This is a genomic window from Agrobacterium sp. DKPNP3, from assembly GCF_052686535.1.
Window position 1 is genome coordinate 37668 of sequence record NZ_JBQYSN010000014.1, and the last position, 17995, is coordinate 55662.

Genomic DNA, 17995 nt, shown 5'->3' on the forward strand with positions numbered 1-17995 from the left:
CTCAATTTTTTTGTGGTTTAGCTGGCCGATCTCTCCAGGCTTCGATCATTGCCGCGTAGGCTGCCGCCGCCTGTGCAACGAGCTCCATCTCTCGATGTCGGATTTCCTTGATCCAGTAATCGCGGGCGGGACCAGCGGGCCCATGTGCTCTGGGAGCGCCAGCACGAAGTTCAAGCTTGCGCATCTTCATGGCGACAAAGGCGGGCCGAGCCCATCTGTAGGGAGCCTCCTTGGTCAGCAACTGCCAGATCAGATTTGCGATCTTGCGCGCCGTGGCGACCGCAGCGACGTTGAGGCCTTTGCGGTCCTTGATCCGGAGAAAGAAGGCACGCAGCGGTGTTGGTTTCCGCGCAGAAGTGAGCCGGTTAGGCGCATAAGGGGGTGCGGATAAAAAGTTGGACTGCTTCATAAGTTCAAGCCGAGGCTCTGACGATACTCGACCGGGCTGAGTGATCCCAGCGATATTTTGATACGCTTCTCATTGTACCAGAGGATGTAGGCATCCACCTCGGCGACGAACTGTTCGATCGTAATGGTTTTCCAGTCTCGTGGATAGAAGAACTCTGTTTTCAGTCGGCCGAAGAAGCCTTCGCACGCGGCGTTGTCTTGCGAGCAACCCTTTCGGGACATCGAACGAACCAACTGCGCATTGCTGGTCCTGTTGAGCCAGCCCGGCCAGCGATAATGGGCTCCTCGATCAGAATGGATGATTGGCCGTTGTTCGCTGTCGTCCACTGTCCCGATGGCTGCATCCAGCATGGTGTTGACGAGACCCGCATCTGGTTGGGTTCCGATGGACCAGCTGATGACCATGCCGTCAAAGCAGTCGATAATGGGGGAAAGGTACACCTTGCCGGCGGGGATCTGGAACTCGGTGATGTCTGTAAGCCACTTCAGGTTCGGCGCTTTTGCATGGAAGTCGCGATTAATCAGGTTGTCGGGTGCGGGACTGATCTCTCCCAGGTACGATCCGAAACGCCGGCGACGCGGTCTGGCAACGACCAACTGCTCCTGCTTCATCAAGCGCTGGATAACCTTTTCCGAGATTATCACGCTCTGCCTGGCCAGCGACGCCTGCAGTCGTCGATAACCGTAGCAACGACGGTTCGCTTCAAAGATCTCCGCTAGGCTGTGGCGGACGGCGGCATATTTGTCTGCCAGGCGCACGCGGGCTCGGTGGTAGAAGTAGGAGCTTCGGGCTATTCGCAGCTGGGTGAGCAGTTCCGGCAGACAATAGGTTTCCTTAAGGGCGTCAATCAGGTGGGTCTTCTCCCGATTACTCAGGATCTGCAGATCGACGCCCAGATCTTTTTTTAGGAGTTCATTGGCCTTCTTCAGGAGATCATGTTCGAGTTGTAACTGGTGGACATCACGCTGGAGGGCTTCAAGCTGTCGCTCGAGCTCTTCACGTTCAGGCACCTTGGGATGGGCTTTGCGGCGTTTCATGGATGACGGGGCCTCACGATCGAGAAGCTGATCTTTCCAGCTGTACAATGTAGGCCTTGAGACGCCTAGTCGGTCAGCTACCTGTTGAGCGGTTTCATCTCCACTGCATAGCCCAATGACGCCTGCTTGCCAGACATCCTCGCAATAGCCAGGATGCCACGATCGACCGGCCATCGATGTCCGTGTCTCCGGAAAGGCCTCGCGAACCCATGCAGTCAGTGTCCCTCGTCCGGGATAGCCAAGTGCCCTCATCGTCGCAGAGATGCAACGATCATGGGTGCGAAAGTGCTCAAGTGCCGCCTGCCTCTGAGCCTCTGAAAATTTTGGCGCTCGCGCGACCGGCTGAGTACGCAGCTCGAGATGCTGTACGTACTCGCGATACCAGCCCCTCAGCGCATTCTTGGTCGGATACCCCAGCTGGCGAATGGTCGCGTTAAGTCGCTTCTCAAGCCGGATATAGAGCTCAACCGCTCGAACTCTGTCTGCGTAGGAATACATGAACTACCTCCTGTTAGTCCAAGTTTTCGTCCGCACCCCCACCGGCTCACTTCTGCGCGGAAACCAACACCATAAGCCGATAGCCCTCAATAACCACACGCTTCTAAGGATGGACACTAGTTTGCCCCAGATGCCGGGCGACTGGAACGAAAACCTACTTCCACATAGCCCTCATCCGCGCACCCACATCAATCCGGATCTGCTGCGCGCTGCGTTCCGAAGCGGCGGCTGAAACCAGTGGCCAGGTCATCGTCTCAAAAAACTGCAGCAATGTCGCCGGGATGAAGCGGGTTCTGGCGGCGTAAACATGCCGGTCACCCTGCTGACTCTGCCCGCCTGTGAAGAAGCGTTGGGGCGTGATCAGCGACAGGCTGTCCTTGGCGCGGGTCATGGCGACGTAGAGCAGCCGGCGTTCCTCCTCCAGTTCCTGGGTGGTGCCGACGCCGAGGTCGGAGGGGATGCAGCCGTCGACCACGTTCAGGATGAAGACGGAGCGCCATTCCTGGCCTTTTGCCGAATGGATGGTGGAGAGGCTCAGATAATCCTCGTCAAGCAGCGGCACGCCGGCCTGATCGCTGGTGGCGTCCGGCGGATCGAGCGTCAGTTCAGTCAGAAAGCGCTCGCGCGATGGGTAGCCGCCGGCGATCTGCTCTAGCTGCAGCAGATCGGCCTTGCGGGTGTCCGCATCCTCATGCAGGCGTTCGAGATGCGGTTCGTACCACAGCCGCGCCTGCCCGATCTGGCCCGGCCAGTCATTCGGCGCCTGCCGCAGGCCCACAAGCATTTGTGTGAAGGCTGTCCAGTCATCGCCGGTCTTCGGCGGCGGCGGAATTTCGGCGAGGGCAAGCAGCGGCTCTGGGTCTGTCGCAATCGCATCGAGAATGTTGCCAGCCTTTTTTGGTCCGATGCCTGGCAGCATCTGCAGCAGCCGGAAACCGGCGACGCGGTCGCGCGGGTTCTGTGCGAAGCGCAGCACGGCCAGCATGTCCTTCACATGGGCGCTGTCCAGGAATTTCAGGCCGCCGAATTTGACGAAGGGGATGTTGCGGCGGGTCAGTTCCACCTCGAGCGGGCCACTATGGCTGGAGGTTCGAAACAGCACGGCCTGCTGTTTCAGCGTCATGCCGCTCTCGCGATTGGCGAGGATCTGGTCGATGATGAAGTTCGCCTGCTCGGTCTCGTCTTTCACCGTGACGAGTTTCGGGCGCTCCAGCGACTGCCGCTCGGTCCAGAGATTCTTGGTGAAGCGCTCGCGCGCGAGATCGATGACCCCGTTGGCGGCTGCAAGGATCGGCTGCGTCGAGCGATAGTTGCGATCCAGCGTGATGATATCGGCCGCCGGGCTGAAGGAAGCCGGGAAATCGAGGATGTTGCGCACTGTCGCCGCCCGGAAGGAATAGATCGACTGCGCATCGTCACCCACCACGGTCAAGCCGCGGCCACCGGGCTTCAGCGCCATCAGCACCGATGCCTGCAACCGGTTGGTATCTTGATATTCATCGACCATCACATGGTCGAAGCGGTTGCCTATATCGTTGGCCAGAACGGGGTCGCTGACCATCTGGGCCCAGTAGAGCAGAAGATCGTCGTAATCGAGCACGTTCTGGACCTGCTTGGCCTCGACATAGGCCGCGAACAGTTCCTTGAGTTCGCTTTCCCAGTTGGCAACCCAGGGATAGTGCTGGCGCAAGATGTCCTTGAGTGGTGTCTGGGAATTCACGACACGCGAATAGATCGCAAGACAGGTGCCCTTTGTCGGAAAGCGGCTTTCAGTTTTGGAAAAACCCAGCTCGTGCCGGGAAAGATTCATCAGGTCGGCGCTGTCTTCGCGGTCGTGGATGGTGAAATCGATGTTGAGGCCGATCTGCTCAGCGTAGATGCGCAACAGCCGTGCACCAATGCCGTGAAACGTGCCGGACCACGCCAATGCATCTGTCATAATTGCCGAATTTGCCCCGAGGACCTGCTTGCATATCCGTTCGACACGGCGCGCCATCTCGGAGGCTGCGCGCCTTGAGAACGTCATCAGCAGGATACGGCGGGGATCGGCGCCATTCACGATCAGATGCGCAACACGGTGAGCCAGCGTATTGGTCTTTCCCGAGCCAGCGCCGGCGATGATCAGAAGCGGACCGGCGACATGTCCATCCACCAGTCCAACACCATGTTCCACGGCCTTGCGCTGCTGCTCGTTCAGTTTTTCCAGATAGGCAACCGCCATCCTGCACTAATCCTCGATATTTGCCCCAGGCGAAGTTGCCTGCCCGAAAACGGCGGGCGACTGAGCCTGCGCCGCCATGTCGCCTTCGTGCCGCAATGATTAGCAAAGACTCAAACAGCAAGCCAGAACAAATGCTGAACGCAAAAGCCTTGCTGCGCAAGTCCGGTTGGCGCCATCACCTGACAGCTCGATTTCCGAAGTCTCTTCCGCGAATGTTGCCTCAGGAGCGGAAGCGGATATGCTGTCGTCGCATCGCCGGAAATCGGATGAGGCAGTTGTCTCATTGGCCTGAAATGATGAGATATTTCATGTGTTCCGAGGCGCTTTTTCTGCTTTTTCCGGGAGCGTTGAACCCGATCGGGTTTAACGGTCATTACCATGGAAGAGCCTTATTCACTGGGAGGAAAAAATCATGAGACGACTTAAATTCTGCCTGATCGCTCTGGCTGCAATCACTGCCTCGACATTTGCACAGGCCGAACAGAAAGCGATGAAATCCGATGTCACCATCGCTTCTGACCTCAACTACCTGCTTTATACGCCCAAGGATTACGCCGGCTCGAACAAGACTCATCCTCTTGTCGTCTGGCTGCATGGCGGCGATCAGGGCGGCAGCGACGTCGAAAAGCTACGGTCGAGCGGCTTGCCGAAAATGATAGAGGACGGACGTGACTTTCCCTTCCTGGTGTTTTCACCGCAAAATCCGAGCGAGGAACTACTTTACCCGATCGAGCGTGTCGCCAGTGTTCTTGAGGCGGTGGTGGCCAACCACCGGGTGGACCGGGAGCGCATCTATCTGATCGGCTATAGCCGGGGAGGGTTCGGCGCATGGTCCATGGCAGAGCAGTTTCCTCAAACTTTCGCCGCGGTGGTTCCGATTGCCGGCGGCGGCATTCGGCACTACCTCAATCGAACGAACGAGAAGGCGGCTTTCTGGGCCTTTCATGGCGCAGATGACGAGGTGATCCCGCTGTCCGATACAGTGGTGCTCGTGCAACGTCTTAAGGAGCTGAAGCGCAATGTTCGGCTCACGGCGCTTGAGGACACTGACCATCAGGCGGTCGAGGGAAAGGTGCTGAACGACGAGGCGATGTGGACTTGGTTGCTTGAGCAGAAGCTTGCGGGCGAAAAAGCACCCTTGAATCCGTAAATTCGGGCCGACCGCTGTCTTTTACAGCTGACATTGCCGTTTCTGCCGCGTTTTGCCATTGCAGCGCAGGCTTGCGATAATCTGCGACCCTTTCAGCGAATGCACTTTATCGCTTGACTCCCTACGCGGAGATGGTGCTAATGCGCATTAGCTGCTAATACGTATTAGCAGGGAACGGATGCCGGAGGAGGGCATGGCGTGTCCAGTCACAGACGTCTCACGCAGAACGATATTGCCAAGCTTGCCGGCGTCAGCCAGGCAACGGTGTCTCTAGTTCTGAACGGCGCGCCGGCAGCGGTCGCGCGCATCCCGGACGAAACCCGGGAAAGGGTGCAGGCCGTCATTCGCCAGACCGGTTATGTTGCCGATCCGATTGCGCGGCGCATGGCCAAGGGGCTGAACCGGATCCTCGGCGTTTTCACCTATGAGCCAGCATTCCCGAGCGCCCAGGCTGATTTCTTTACGCCCTTCCTGCTGGGTATCGAAGAAGAGGCGCAGCAGCAGGCTTATGATCTTCTGCTGCTGACGAGCGCTGGTGTCGGCGATAACCGCAAGATTTTCTCGGAAGGCAACAGGCTTCGGATTGCGGACGGCTGTCTGGTTCTCGGCCGCGAGTTCGATCGCAAGGAACTCGCCCGGCTGGTTTCGGAAGACTATCCCTTCGTCGCGATCGGCCGCCGTGAAGATGCCGGTGGTCCGGTTCCCTATGTCGGCGGCGACTACGCTGCGGGAACGCGTCAGCTCGTCGAAGACGCCATCGCGCTGGGGCACACCAGGCTCGCCTATATCGGGCCTCATGGTCCGGCAGAATCGATTGCCGATCGCTGGCAAGGTTTCAGCGCGGCGCTCGCAGATGCGGCCACGATTGCCCTGCATATCAAGGCGGTCAACCGGCCGGCCGAGAAAATACTCGATGCCATCATTGAGAGCGGGGCCACAGTCGCCTTCTTCATAGAATTGGCCGATGCCGTGCGCGTCGAGGCGCTGGCGCGGGCGAGGGGGCTTGTCGTGCCGGACGCATTTTCGATGATCGTGCTTGGCAGCCATATCAGGGCCGCACGCAGCCCCGTGCGTTTCACCTCTTATGAAATTCCGCGCGAGGAGATGGGGCGGCAGGCAACCGCCATGCTGGTCAACCGCATCGAGACCGGCAGCGCCGGTGGGCAGATCCTTCTCAAATGTGAACCCGTCAAGGGAGAGACGTTGGGGCCGGCCCCGACCGGCTCGGCAAACAAGTCCTCAGTCAACAAAACGGATGTGACGTCGTGAAAGACATGAAAGCAGATATTCTCGTGGTCGGTGGCGGCCTTGGCGGCGTAGCGGCGGCACTGGCGGCCGCACGAGCGGGCAAACGCGTGATCATGACCGAAGAATACGACTGGATCGGCGGCCAATTGACCAGTCAGGCCGTTCCCTCGGACGAGCATACATGGGTTGAACAGTTCGGCATCACCCGGTCCTACCGGGCGCTGCGCAACGGTGTGCGGCAATATTATCGAGACCATTATCCGCTGACGGAAGGCGCGCGCGCGTGGGGCGACCTTAATCCGGGCGGCGGATGGGTGAGCCGGATCTGCGCCGAGCCGCGTGTCAGCCTCGCGGTCATGGAAAGCATGCTGATGCCCTATATTGGCGCAGGTCGCCTGACGATACTCAAGCCTTGGCGTCCCGTCGGGGCCGATGTGGACGGCGACTTGGTTCGCTCCGTGACCCTCCGCCATCGCGACAGCGGCGCTGAAATCGTCATATCCGCCGATTACGTACTCGACGCCACCGAACTTGGCGATCTGCTGCCGATGACCGGCACGGAATATGCCAAGGGTTTTGAGGCGCAGTCGGACACGGAAGAACCGAGCGCGCCAGAGCACGCTCAACCGGACAATGTGCAGGCTGTCTCAATCTGCTTTGCCATTGACCATGTCGATGGCGACCAGACGATCGACAAGCCTGAGAACTACGACTATTGGCGCTCTTACCGGCCGCATTTCTGGGGTGGTCCGCTCCTCGGCTTCACTGCGCCGCATCCGCGCACGCTGGAGCATACCACCCGCTCCTTCACGCCAAATCCCGATGATAATCCGCTGCTGGTCGATGCCGACCAGCGCAAGGGCGGCGGTGATGAGAATCTCTGGATTTTCCGGCGCATCGCGGCACGGAAAAACTTTGCGCCCGGCTTCTACCAATCGGATATCTGCCTCGTGAATTGGCCGATGATCGATTACATGGATGGCACGATCATCGATGTGGCCGAGGAAGAAAAGGCGCGCCACCTGAAGGCGGCGGCAGATCTTTCCTATTCGGTCTTTTACTGGCTGCAGACGGAAGCGCCGCGCCTTGATGGCGGGCAGGGGTTTGGCGGGCTTCGGCTGCGTGGCGATGTCACCGGCACCGACCATGGGCTTGCCATGGCGCCCTACATTCGCGAAAGCCGCCGTATCAAGCCGGTAACGCGCATTGTCGAGCAGGACCTGTCCTACACGGTTCGCGGCGAAAGAGGCGCGGTCCGCTATCGCGACAGCATCGGTATCGGCATGTACCGCATCGACCTGCATCCATCCACCGGCGGCGACAACTACATCGACGTGCCATCCTGCCCGTTTGAAATTCCGCTCGGTGCGCTGATCCCGCAGCGGGTGAGAAACCTGATCCCGGCCGGCAAGAACATCGGCACGACACATATTACTAATGGTTGCTACCGCCTGCATCCGGTCGAGTGGAACATCGGCGAAGTGGCCGGGATGCTTGCGGCGCACTGCCTGGAAAATGGCCTGACGCCGCATCAGGTGCAGGAAGACGATGACCGTCTGGAAGCCTTCCAGACGCAGCTGACCCGTCAGGGCATCGAAATACGCTGGCCTGATATCGCGGCCTATTAGGACGGCGGTTTGCTGTCTGATCGAACCCATCTTTGGAGGAGGACCGGGAATGAACAATAATTTTAAACTGAAATCCACGGCCTGTGCGCTTGCCCTGGTCGGCTCGCTTGCGTTTGCGGGCGGAGCGATTGCGCAGGATGCGGTTAATCTGCGCATGACGATCTGGAGCGCCAACGAGGCGCATCTCAAGCTCTTCAACGAGATCGCAGCCGGTTTCAAGAAGGATCATCCAAATGTCAGCGTGACTTATGAGTCCCTGCCTTTCGATACCTACACGACTGCACTCACCACACAGATCGCGGGTGGCAACGCACCTGACATGGCCTGGATTTTCGAGACGTCGGCTTATGATTTCGTCAAGTCCGGGGCGCTCTACCCGCTGACGGACACACTGAAGGCTGCGCCGGGATATAATCTTGAGGAGGTGGGTGCCGGCGCCACGGAACGCTGGTCGCAGGACGGTACGCTTTACGCCTATCCGTTTTCGACCTCGCCCTTCGCCGTCTTCGTCAATAACGATCTCATCAAGGCTGCCGGTGCCAAGACCCCTGCCGACATGATCGCTGCCGGCGAATGGACGTGGGACAACGCCATCGCAACCGCGTCGGCTGTCGCCAAGACCGGAAAGGGCGGGCTTGTCGTCCGCGATTTCAATTACCAGAGCTGGCAATACCTCACCTCCGTCTGGAATGGCTGGGGGGCTTCACCCTGGAGCGCTGACGGCACCACCTGCACCATGGCGGAAAAGCCGATGGCGGATGCCATTTCATTCATCCACGACGCCATCTTCGACAAGAAGGCCATTCCGGGCCCCGGCGAGACGGTCGATTTCTTCGCTGGCAATGCGGCGATGACGATTACGCAGATCAGCCGCGCCTCGCTTCTGCCGAAGGACAAGCCATTTGGCTGGGACCTCGTGCCTCTTCCGAAGGGCCCTGCCGGCGATTATGCGCTGATCGGCCAGGCGGGTATCGGCGTCATGCAATCAGGCAAGAATGCCGAGACCGCGGCGCAATTCGTGGCCTACATGACCAATCCGGAAAATTCCGCCAAACTCAGCCAGTTCTTCCCTTCAGCGCGCAAGTCTTTGCTGAATGCGCAGGTGCTGAAAAAGACGAACCCGCTTCTCAGCGAGGAGCAGATCGAAAAGGTTGTCATCTCCGGCATCTCGACCGGCAAGGTCATGCCCGGCCACACCGGTTTTGCGCAGATCCAGCAGATCGTGCGTTCGAACCTTGACGCCGTCTGGCGGCCGCAGGCCGATGTGGCCGGTGCGCTTCAAAAAATCTGCGGCCAGATCGGGCCGCTCTTGAAGCGCTGAGGAGAAAACCATGGCTGTCGCGCAGGATATTGCCCGAACTCAGGAGAGTCCGGCCCCGGCGTTCTGGACCATCGCGCGGCGCGACAGCCTTGCGGGCTTCCTGTTCATCGCACCGCAGCTGATCGGCATCGTCATCTTCGTTCTGATCCCGCTCGGGCTGGTGTTCTGGTATTCGCTGCATGAATGGAATGTGCTCGCCAACACCTTCACCTATACGGGTGCGCAGAACTACCGGATGTTGGTCGAGGACAGCAATCTTCGCGACGTCCTTGGCGCGACGGCGATTTTTTCGGCCGGGCTAGTCGTGTTCAACCTGTCACTGGCGCTGCTTCTGGCCGTATTGCTGAACCAGAAACTGGCTGGCATCGCGATATTCAGGACGCTGTTCTTCTCGCCGGTCGTCGTTTCGCTGGTTGCCTGGACGATCGTCTGGGGGTTCCTGTTGCAGAAAAATGGCGGCATCAACGGCATGTTGCTGATGGCCGGCATCGAAGGCCCAAACTGGCTGCGCGAGGAAACGACCGCGATGATTTCAGTCATCGTCGTGCAGGTCTTCAAGAATGTCGGGCTTAACATGATCCTGTTTCTGGCGGCACTTCAGGGTGTGCCGAAGGAACTCTACGAGGCGGCCCGCATCGACGGCGCGCCCGCCTTCAAGCAGTTTCGTCGCATTACCCTGCCGCTGATCAGTCCGACGATCCTGTTAACCTCGATCATTACGATTGTTGGCTCGCTGCAGGTTTTTGCGCAGATCGCAGTTCTGACCCAGGGGGGGCCGGGTCTCTCGACCACGGTGCTGGTCTATTACCTCTATCAGCAGGCCTTCCAGTTTCATTTCTTTGGCTACGGCTCGACGCTGTCCATCCTGCTGTTTGTGATCGTCGCCGTACTGACCTTCGCCCAGTGGCAGATGCGCAAGAGGATCGTCTTTTATGAAAGCTGACCTTTCCCCACGCATGCAGGTCGCTCTTTACGGGTTGTTGTGCGTGCTCCTGATCCCGTTCGTCTTTCCGACATGGTGGATGGTGACGTCATCGATCAAGCCGATCAGCGATATCTTCGCCTTCCCGCCGCAATTCTTCCCGCAAAACCAGGACTGGACGAGCTATTCCAAGGTCTTCGAGTTGCAGCCTTTCGTGCGGCAATACTGGAACTCCGCCTATATTGCCGCTGTGGTGACGGCAGGAACGATGATCATATCGTCCATGGCAGGCTATGCTTTTGCGCGGATCCGGTTTCCGGGCGCAAATCTCATTTTCATGGTCGTGCTGCTTGGCCTGCTCATTCCGTCGGAAGTCACGATCGTGCCGCTGTTTCAGATGTTTCTGAAGGCGGGCATGGTCAACACACACTGGCCGCTCATTCTGGTGCCGATCTTCGGTGCGCCCAGTGTTTTTGCCACCTTCGTCATGCGGCAGTTCTTCGTGACGCTGCCCGCCGAGCTCGAAGAGGCGGCGCGTGTCGATGGTCTCGGGCGCTTCAAGATATTCCGCAAGATCGCGCTGCCGCTGGCAAAACCGGCGCTGGCCTCGGTCGCGATCTTCACCTTCCTGCACTCCTGGAACCTGTTCCTTGAGCCCATCGTCTTTCTCTCCAGCGCAGAGATGTTCACGCTGCCGCAGGCGCTAACCCAATATACCGACGCCTATGGCGGACCGATGTGGAATATCCAGCTTGCCGCAGCGACGCTGACGGCGCTGCCCGTGCTCATCGTCTTCGTGATTGCCCAGAAGCAGTTCGTCGAAGGCCTCGCCCATACCGGCCTCAAGGGCTGAAGAACCGGATTTAATCGATGGCTAACGTAACCCTGTCCGACATCCGCAAAAGCTATGGCGCGGTAAAAACCATTCACGGCGTCGATCTCGATATCAGGGATGGCGAATTTGTCGTCCTCGTCGGCCCCTCCGGCTGCGGCAAGTCTACCCTGCTGCGGATGGTCGCCGGTCTCGAAACGATCACGGGTGGTGAACTCAAGATCGGCGAGCGGATCGTCAACGATCTCGATCCCAAGGACCGCGACATCGCCATGGTGTTCCAGTCATACGCTCTTTACCCGCATATGACGGTCGCAACCAATATGGGCTTTTCGCTTGAGCATCGCGGCTCAAGCAAACAGGAAATTGCCGAGAAGGTGAACTGGGCGGCGGAGATCCTTGGTCTTACCGCATTGCTCGACCGTTATCCCCGCCAGCTCTCCGGCGGTCAGCGCCAGCGTGTTGCGATGGGCCGCGCCATTGTTCGCAATCCGCAGGTGTTCCTGTTCGACGAACCCCTCTCAAACCTTGATGCCAAACTGCGCGTCGTGATGCGTGGCGAGATCAAAGCCTTGCACCAGAAACTCAGGACCACCACGATCTATGTGACGCATGACCAGGTGGAGGCGATGACGATGGCTGACAGGGTCGTCGTGCTGAACGGCGGCCGTGTCGAACAGGTCGGCACGCCGCTCGAACTTTACGACCGTCCGGCAAACCAGTTCGTTGCCGGCTTCATAGGCTCACCTTCCATAAACTTTCTGCCTGGCGTGATATCGCAAGCCGGTTTTGAAACCGGCGGTGTGGTCTTGCCATTGCCGGCCGCTGCCGCCGCTCTTGCGCGAAAAGGGGCGACTTATGGCATCCGGCCCGAGCACCTCGTCCTTGATCCCTCGGGCGTACCGGCCGAGATCCTGCTTGTCGAACCGCTGGGATCGGAAACACAGGTCACCATGACCCTGGGTGGTTCGCGGGTGCTCGGCGTTTTTCGCGAACGCATAGGCCAGGCGGTCGGCGAGGAGATAAGGATATCCCCGGCTTTGGACGGCATTCATCTGTTTTCGGACGAAAACGGCAATCGGCTGAACTGAGCCCCGGCGCGCGTTCAGACAGGTCCGGCCGCGGCGGTGCCATCTCCGCGACCGATCATCTCAAAGAAAACTGCTTTCGAACAGCTCGCCTGAATAGGCGGCATGGGTAACGCCTGCTTCAAGGTCGGCCTTGGTCAGCTCATCTACAAAAACGCCGTTCTGCATCACCAGCACGCGGTCGCACATATGGGCGATGACAGCCAGATCATGGCTGACGAGAACAAAGGTCAGATCGCGTTCTTCGCGCTGGTCGGCAAGAAGGTTGAGGATTTCGGCCTGGATGGAAACGTCGAGCGCGGATGTCGGCTCGTCGAGCAGCAGGATAGGTGGTTCGAGGATCAGCGCGCGGGCGATTGCCACGCGCTGGCGCTGACCGCCGGAAAGTTCATGCGGGAAGCGCTCGGCAAAATGCGCAGGCAAGCCAACCTGTTGCAGGGCGGCGGGAACCTTCGACCAGCCGTCGCCAAGCCCCATGGCGCGGATGGGCTCGGCCAGAGCCCGACCGATGCGGTGGCGAGGATGCAGTGAACCGTAGGGATCCTGAAACACCATCTGGGCCAGTTTCAGTTCGTCGCGGCTGCGGGTCTTGCCGACTGGTTTTCCATTAAAGCTTATCGAGCCGGTCCAGCCACCCTCCAGACCTGCCAGCGAGCGAAGCAGGGTCGATTTTCCGCAGCCGCTTTCGCCGACGATTCCGAGGGTTTCGCCTTTGTTGACCGTAAGGCTGACGCCGCGCACGACGTGGTTTCGTTTTTCCTTGGCGCCGTAGACGACGTCGAGCTTGTCTACCGTGATCACCGCATCACCTCCGCATCGATTGCCTGACGATCCAACACCTTGAGGCGCCTGACCGGATTGCGGGGATCGGGCATGGCCGCGATCAGGCCGCGCGTATAGGGATGCTGCGCATCTTCAAGCTTCGTCAGCGTTTCCACCACGCGCCCGCCATACATGACCAGCACGCGTTCGCAGAAGGCCGCCACCATGCGGATGTCGTGGCTGATGAGGATCAGGCCCGAATTGTTCTCGCGCACCATCTCATCCAGAAGCAGAAGTACATCCTTGCGCACGCTGACATCGAGGGCCGAGGTCGGTTCGTCGGCGATGACAAGCTTCGGCTTGGCGAGCAGCATCATGGCGATCATCACCCGCTGCCCCATGCCGCCCGATATCTGGTGCGGATAAAGCGCCATGACGCGGTCGGGATCGTTGATACGCACACGCAGCAGCATGTCGCGCGCAGCAGCCCTTGCCGCCTGGCCGGTAAGCGCCAGATGCAGTTCGGCGGCTTCCGCCACCTGTTTGCCGATGGGTAGCACCGGGTTCAGCGAATAACGCGGGTCCTGCATGATCAGCGCCATCTCGCTGCCACGGATCGCGCCCATCTGCCGTTCGGTTTTTGTGAGCAGCGGTTCGCCGAGAAAATCCATTTTCTCCGCCGTCACCGTCGCGCTCTTTGGCAAAAGGCGCATCGCGGCCCGGCCGGTGGTGGATTTGCCGGAACCGGATTCACCGACGATACCGACCCTTTCGCGGCCGACGTCGAAATTGACGTTGGAAACGGCGGAAATGGCATTGCGCCCAAAACGGACATTGAGGTCGCGTACCGAGAGTATGGGAGTGCTGTCAGGAACGGGCATGACGCGGATCCAGAAGGTCGCGCAGCGTATCGCCGGCGATGTTGAAGGCAAGGCTCGTCAGCAGGATGGCGATGCCGGGCATGACGGCGACCCACCAGTAATCGAGCATGAATTTGCGGCCGCTGGAGATCATCGCACCCCATTCAGGCAGCGGCGGCTGCGCCCCAAGGCCGAGAAAGCCGAGCGAAGCAGCCGTCAGGATGATGCCCGCCATGTTCAGCGTGAGGCGAACGATGACCGAGGGAATACACATCGGCGCGATATAGAGAAACAGGATGCGCAGCGGCGAGGCACCGTAGAGGCGGGCGGCGGCCACATAATCGGTGTTTCGCACCACCAGTGCTTCCGCGCGAGCGAGACGCGCAATCGGTGGCCACGCCGTCAGCGAGATCGCGATGATCGCTGTTCCGAGACCGGCTCCCATCGCAGCTGCAAAGGCAAGTGCGAGCACGAGCGAGGGGAAGGAGAGGACGATATCGGTCGCGCGCATTAAGATGGCATCGGTGCGCCCGCCGAAGAAACCGGCCATGACGCCAATCGCAAGGCCGATCGGACCAACGATGACCGAGACCGACAGGACGGTCTGGATGGTGATGCGGGTGCCGTAGACGAGCCGGCTGAAAATATCGCGGCCAAATTCGTCGGTTCCTGCCAGATGCGCCCAGCTTGGCGGCTGAAGCGCGTTTTCGAGCGCCTGGCGGGCAGGATCGTAAGGCGCAATCAGCGGAGCGAAAATGGCGACCAGAACCAGAACCGCCAGAATGGCGAAGCCGAACATCCCAAGTGGCTCGTCTGCGAGCTTTCTAAGTGTCCGCACGGTTGTGGTCGACAGGCGCGACAGGGCGCCGGGGCGATCAACTGTATTGTTTTGCGCGATATCGGTCATCGTGCGGCCTCCCGTGTGCGGGGATCAAGCGTAGTGTAGGCCAGATCGGCGAGGAAGTTGAGCAACATGAATATGAAGCCGATGACGATCGTGGCGGCGAGGATTGCATTCATGTCGCCGATGAGCAGCGCATTGGTCATATATTGGCCGATGCCCGGCCAAGAAAAGACGATCTCGGTGACCACGGCGCCTTCCAGCAGATTGCCGTAGGAAATTGCCAGAACGGTGATGAGCTGCACGGCGATATTGGGCAGTACATGGCGTGTTATGGTGCGTGCGGGGCTGACACCTTTGGCCCGCGCCGCGATGACATAGTCCTGGCTCAGCTGTTCGAGGGTGAAGGCCCTGGTCATGCGGGTGATATAGGCCATGGCCATATAGGCAAGGATTACGGCCGGCAGGATGATGTGTCCGAGCGCGTTCCAGAAGATTTCCGTCTCGCCCGCAAGCAGGCTGTCGACCAGCATCAGGCCGGTTCTGGGCTCCACAAGGCCCTCGTAGAACACGTCCACCCGGCCGGGTCCTCCGACCAGATTGAGACCGGCATAAAAAATGACGAGCCCGACAATGCCGAACCAGAAGACAGGTATCGAATGTCCAATTAGCGCAAAGACACGCGCGAACTTGTCGATGAACGTATCTCGAAACAGAGCTGCTGCAAGACCGAGGGGAACGCCGATGATCGTCGAGATGATGATCGCCAGGGTCGCGAGTTCGAAGGTTGCGGGGAAGGCCTGCGCCAGATCGCGCGTCACGGGATTGCCCGTCAGGATCGCGATACCGAAATCTCCATGCAGCAGCCCACGCAAATAAATGAAGAACTGCTGATAAAGTGGCAGATCAAGGCCAAGCCGCGCCCTCATGGCCTCATAGGCCTTTGGATCGGCAAGCTCGCCGACGATTGCTCCGACCGGATCGGTCGGCATCACACGGCCTATGATGAAGGTGATGCAGAGCAGGATGAAGAGGCTGACGATCAGTTGCAGAAAACGATGTCCAAGCCCGCGCAGTGAAATCTCCGTCATAGCTGGCCGCACTTTCTTGAGAGAAATCCGTCAGCGGCCGGCCCTTTGCCCGCTGCTCGCCGCAGACGCGCAATTCTCTTTTGTAAAAACTCTTGATGGTACTTCATCCCAACCCCTCCCTGAGTTAACATGAAAACATATGACGTGCCGCAATGTCATAATATGAGTAACGAAGGGATTCGTATTCTGCAAGAGGGAAGACTGGCATGATTGGCGACAAAGCGAGGCCGCGGGAGAGGCGGGCGCAACAGATCATCGATAATCTCAGCGCAGAAATTCGCAGTGGAAAACTGAAAAATGGCGACCAGCTTCCCACGGAGCCGGAATTGGAACGCGCTTATGGCGTGAGCCGGACGGTGGTCCGCGAAGCGATTGCCGATTTGCGTTCTGCCGGTTACGTCGTCTCTATTCAGGGCAAGGGGGTTTTTGTCAGCAGTGACAGTGAGTGGGCCGGCGTGAAACTAACGCAGTCTGAAGTTGGCACCATTGCCGAGACGCTGGAAATGCTGGAGTTCCGCCTGGCAACGGAAGGGGAGGCGGCGGCGATCGCAGCCTATCGCCGGACGGCCCAGCAGGAAGCGGCAATCTCGGCGGCGCACAGGAAAATGGCTCGTGCCATCGACGCTGGCGAATCGACCGTCGATGCGGATTACGAATTCCATTCGGCCATCGCGACCGCAACCAATAACCGCTTCTATCTGGAGGCATTGCGCCAGTTCGGTTCACGCTCGATACCGCGTGGGCAGTTCCCAACGCTGCCTGAAACTGGCGACGCGAATTATCTTCGCAAAGTCCAGGCCGAGCACGAGGCAATCCTGCGCGCCATCGTCGAGCAGGATCCCGATGCGGCCCGAAAAGCCATGCGTGAACACATGCTGGCAAGCCAGCGGCGATACAGGCTGCTCGCGGAGGCGCAATAGCATCTCGACACTCATCTTATTTCATGCGATGTCATATGATGACTTGCATGGAGAGAGGAGAGAATCGATGTATGTCGGCACCCAGGTTGCTGCGCGCGACGACGAGGATTACAAGGTCTGGGCGCAGCTCGGCGTCAAAAACATCAGCGCGGATCCGCCCGGAGCACCCGCGAGCTGGACTTTCGAGGATTTCGAGCGCCACCGTGACAAGGTCGAAAGCTTTGGCCTTGTCCTCGATATGGTGCAACTGCCGTTGCCGTCCCGGCCTATCGAGCAGGCGTCATATCCCGATATTCTGCTTGCCGGCCCGGATCGCGACCGGCAGATCGATGCCGTCTGCGCGATGATCGAAAATATCGCGAGGGCCGGAATTCCTGCCGCGAAATACAATCTCAACCTCATTGGCATCCCGCGCACGGAGATGGAGCGCGGCCGTGGCGGTTCGCTCAACGAGGCATGGCGCTGGGACAAGGCGGACCATGATGCCGCACCGGGCCTCGCCGGCGTTCTGTCCGAAGACGAGAACTGGGAACGCATCGACTACTTCCTCGAACGCGTCGTGCCGGTTGCTGAAAGCAACAGGGTGCGTCTCGCCTGCCACCCCCATGATCCCTATACACCGCCGGGCTACAGGGGCGTCACCCGTGTGCTCGGCACAGTCGATGGGCTGAAAAAGTTCGTGCAGATGCGTGAAAACCCCTATCACGGGCTGAATTTCTGCCAAGGGTCCATCGGCGAGATGCTCGACAATCCGCGCGAGGAGATCGACGACATCATCCGCTGGTTCGGCAGCCGCGACAAGATTTTCAACGTCCACTTCCGCAACATCAGCGGCGGGAAATTGTCTTTCATGGAGACTTTCCCCGATGAGGGGGACATGGACATGGTGCGCTCGCTGAAACTCTATCACGAACTCGGTTATCGCTACATGATCATGCCGGACCATGTGCCGACGATTGCCGGACGCGATCCCGTCGGCGTCGCTTTCGCCTTCTGCTACGGCTACATCGCAGCCTTGATCGAAGCACTTGATAACAAACATCTTTGACCGTTTTGGCCCGCGACGCCCCGCTGCGTCGCGGCTTTTCCCGAACATCAATTACCGATCTGTAGGAGGAGCAGGTATGAAAAAAACATTGATCCGTCTCGCATTCACCACCATTCTTG

At 59.2% G+C, this 17995-nt stretch carries 15 protein-coding genes and 1 pseudogene; 9 read left to right on the forward strand and 7 right to left on the reverse strand.

Annotated elements, in window-relative coordinates:
• Position 1 precedes the first annotated feature (1 nt).
• The 3 genes and pseudogenes from ACUTJJ_RS06355 to ACUTJJ_RS06365 all read right to left on the reverse strand — a co-directional run.
• Positions 2-346, reverse strand: a pseudogene (locus ACUTJJ_RS06355) (IS110 family transposase); the annotation flags it as partial.
• Positions 347-405: 59 nt separating this feature from the next.
• Entirely contained in the window at positions 406-1944 is a 1539-nt protein-coding gene (locus ACUTJJ_RS06360; protein ID WP_445541668.1) for an IS3 family transposase, read from the reverse strand.
• Positions 1945-2098: 154 nt separating this feature from the next.
• Positions 2099-4165 (reverse strand): ATP-dependent helicase, encoded by a 2067-nt coding sequence (locus ACUTJJ_RS06365; protein WP_445541672.1) that lies wholly within the window; start codon positions 4163-4165, stop codon positions 2099-2101.
• A gap of 412 nt (positions 4166-4577) precedes the next feature.
• Here ACUTJJ_RS06365 and ACUTJJ_RS06370 point away from each other — a divergent pair, with 412 nt between their 5' ends.
• The 7 genes from ACUTJJ_RS06370 (at position 4578) to ACUTJJ_RS06400 (ending at position 12357) form a co-directional block, all read left to right on the forward strand.
• The gene (locus ACUTJJ_RS06370; RefSeq protein WP_445541673.1) at positions 4578-5315 is read left to right on the forward strand and encodes a carboxylesterase family protein; all 738 of its coding nucleotides are present in this window, start codon (positions 4578-4580) and stop codon (positions 5313-5315) included.
• A 198-nt stretch (positions 5316-5513) separates the two neighbouring features.
• Positions 5514-6584 carry a LacI family DNA-binding transcriptional regulator gene (locus tag ACUTJJ_RS06375; RefSeq protein ID WP_100911468.1) on the forward strand — a complete coding sequence of 357 codons (1071 nt, stop codon included), beginning with the start codon at positions 5514-5516 and terminating at the stop codon, positions 6582-6584.
• A gap of 5 nt (positions 6585-6589) precedes the next feature.
• Positions 6590-8191, forward strand: a complete 1602-nt coding sequence (locus ACUTJJ_RS06380) for an FAD-dependent oxidoreductase (RefSeq protein ID WP_445541692.1) — start codon at positions 6590-6592, stop codon at positions 8189-8191.
• Positions 8192-8240: 49 nt separating this feature from the next.
• On the forward strand, positions 8241-9512 hold the full coding sequence (locus ACUTJJ_RS06385; protein WP_445541674.1) for an ABC transporter substrate-binding protein: 1272 nt from the start codon (positions 8241-8243) through the stop codon (positions 9510-9512).
• 10 nt (positions 9513-9522) lie between these two features.
• Positions 9523-10455 carry a carbohydrate ABC transporter permease gene (locus ACUTJJ_RS06390; RefSeq protein ID WP_445541675.1) on the forward strand — a complete coding sequence of 311 codons (933 nt, stop codon included), beginning with the start codon at positions 9523-9525 and terminating at the stop codon, positions 10453-10455.
• Positions 10445-11287: a carbohydrate ABC transporter permease gene (locus ACUTJJ_RS06395; RefSeq protein ID WP_064264113.1), complete on the forward strand. Its 843-nt coding sequence runs from the start codon at positions 10445-10447 to the stop codon at positions 11285-11287. Before ACUTJJ_RS06390 ends, ACUTJJ_RS06395 begins: the two co-directional genes overlap by 11 nt.
• Positions 11288-11304: 17 nt before the next feature.
• The gene (locus ACUTJJ_RS06400) at positions 11305-12357 is read left to right on the forward strand and encodes an ABC transporter ATP-binding protein (protein WP_445541676.1); all 1053 of its coding nucleotides are present in this window, start codon (positions 11305-11307) and stop codon (positions 12355-12357) included.
• 60 nt (positions 12358-12417) lie between these two features.
• On the opposite strand, the gene ACUTJJ_RS06405 is transcribed toward ACUTJJ_RS06400, so the two are convergent.
• From ACUTJJ_RS06405 to ACUTJJ_RS06420, 4 genes are read right to left on the reverse strand one after another with little or no spacing between them, the layout of a single operon-like run.
• Positions 12418-13155 carry an ABC transporter ATP-binding protein gene (locus tag ACUTJJ_RS06405; protein WP_034498002.1) on the reverse strand — a complete coding sequence of 246 codons (738 nt, stop codon included), beginning with the start codon at positions 13153-13155 and terminating at the stop codon, positions 12418-12420.
• Positions 13152-13997 carry an ABC transporter ATP-binding protein gene (locus tag ACUTJJ_RS06410; protein ID WP_004444772.1) on the reverse strand — a complete coding sequence of 282 codons (846 nt, stop codon included), beginning with the start codon at positions 13995-13997 and terminating at the stop codon, positions 13152-13154. The genes ACUTJJ_RS06405 and ACUTJJ_RS06410 overlap by 4 nt, the downstream gene beginning before the upstream one ends.
• Positions 13984-14883, reverse strand: coding sequence for an ABC transporter permease (locus tag ACUTJJ_RS06415; protein ID WP_045533899.1), 900 nt, complete (start codon positions 14881-14883; stop codon positions 13984-13986). Before ACUTJJ_RS06415 ends, ACUTJJ_RS06410 begins: the two co-directional genes overlap by 14 nt.
• On the reverse strand, positions 14880-15908 hold the full coding sequence (locus tag ACUTJJ_RS06420) for an ABC transporter permease (RefSeq protein ID WP_445541677.1): 1029 nt from the start codon (positions 15906-15908) through the stop codon (positions 14880-14882). Before ACUTJJ_RS06420 ends, ACUTJJ_RS06415 begins: the two co-directional genes overlap by 4 nt.
• Before the next feature lie 206 nt (positions 15909-16114).
• Between ACUTJJ_RS06420 and ACUTJJ_RS06425 the strand changes: the two genes are divergently transcribed.
• Together ACUTJJ_RS06425 and ACUTJJ_RS06430 are read left to right on the forward strand one after the other, a co-directional pair.
• Positions 16115-16828, forward strand: a complete 714-nt coding sequence (locus ACUTJJ_RS06425; RefSeq protein ID WP_445541678.1) for a FadR/GntR family transcriptional regulator — start codon at positions 16115-16117, stop codon at positions 16826-16828.
• Between the two features lie 67 nt (positions 16829-16895).
• Positions 16896-17876, forward strand: a complete 981-nt coding sequence (locus ACUTJJ_RS06430) for a mannonate dehydratase (protein ID WP_445541679.1) — start codon at positions 16896-16898, stop codon at positions 17874-17876.
• The last annotated feature ends 119 nt before the right edge of the window (positions 17877-17995 follow it).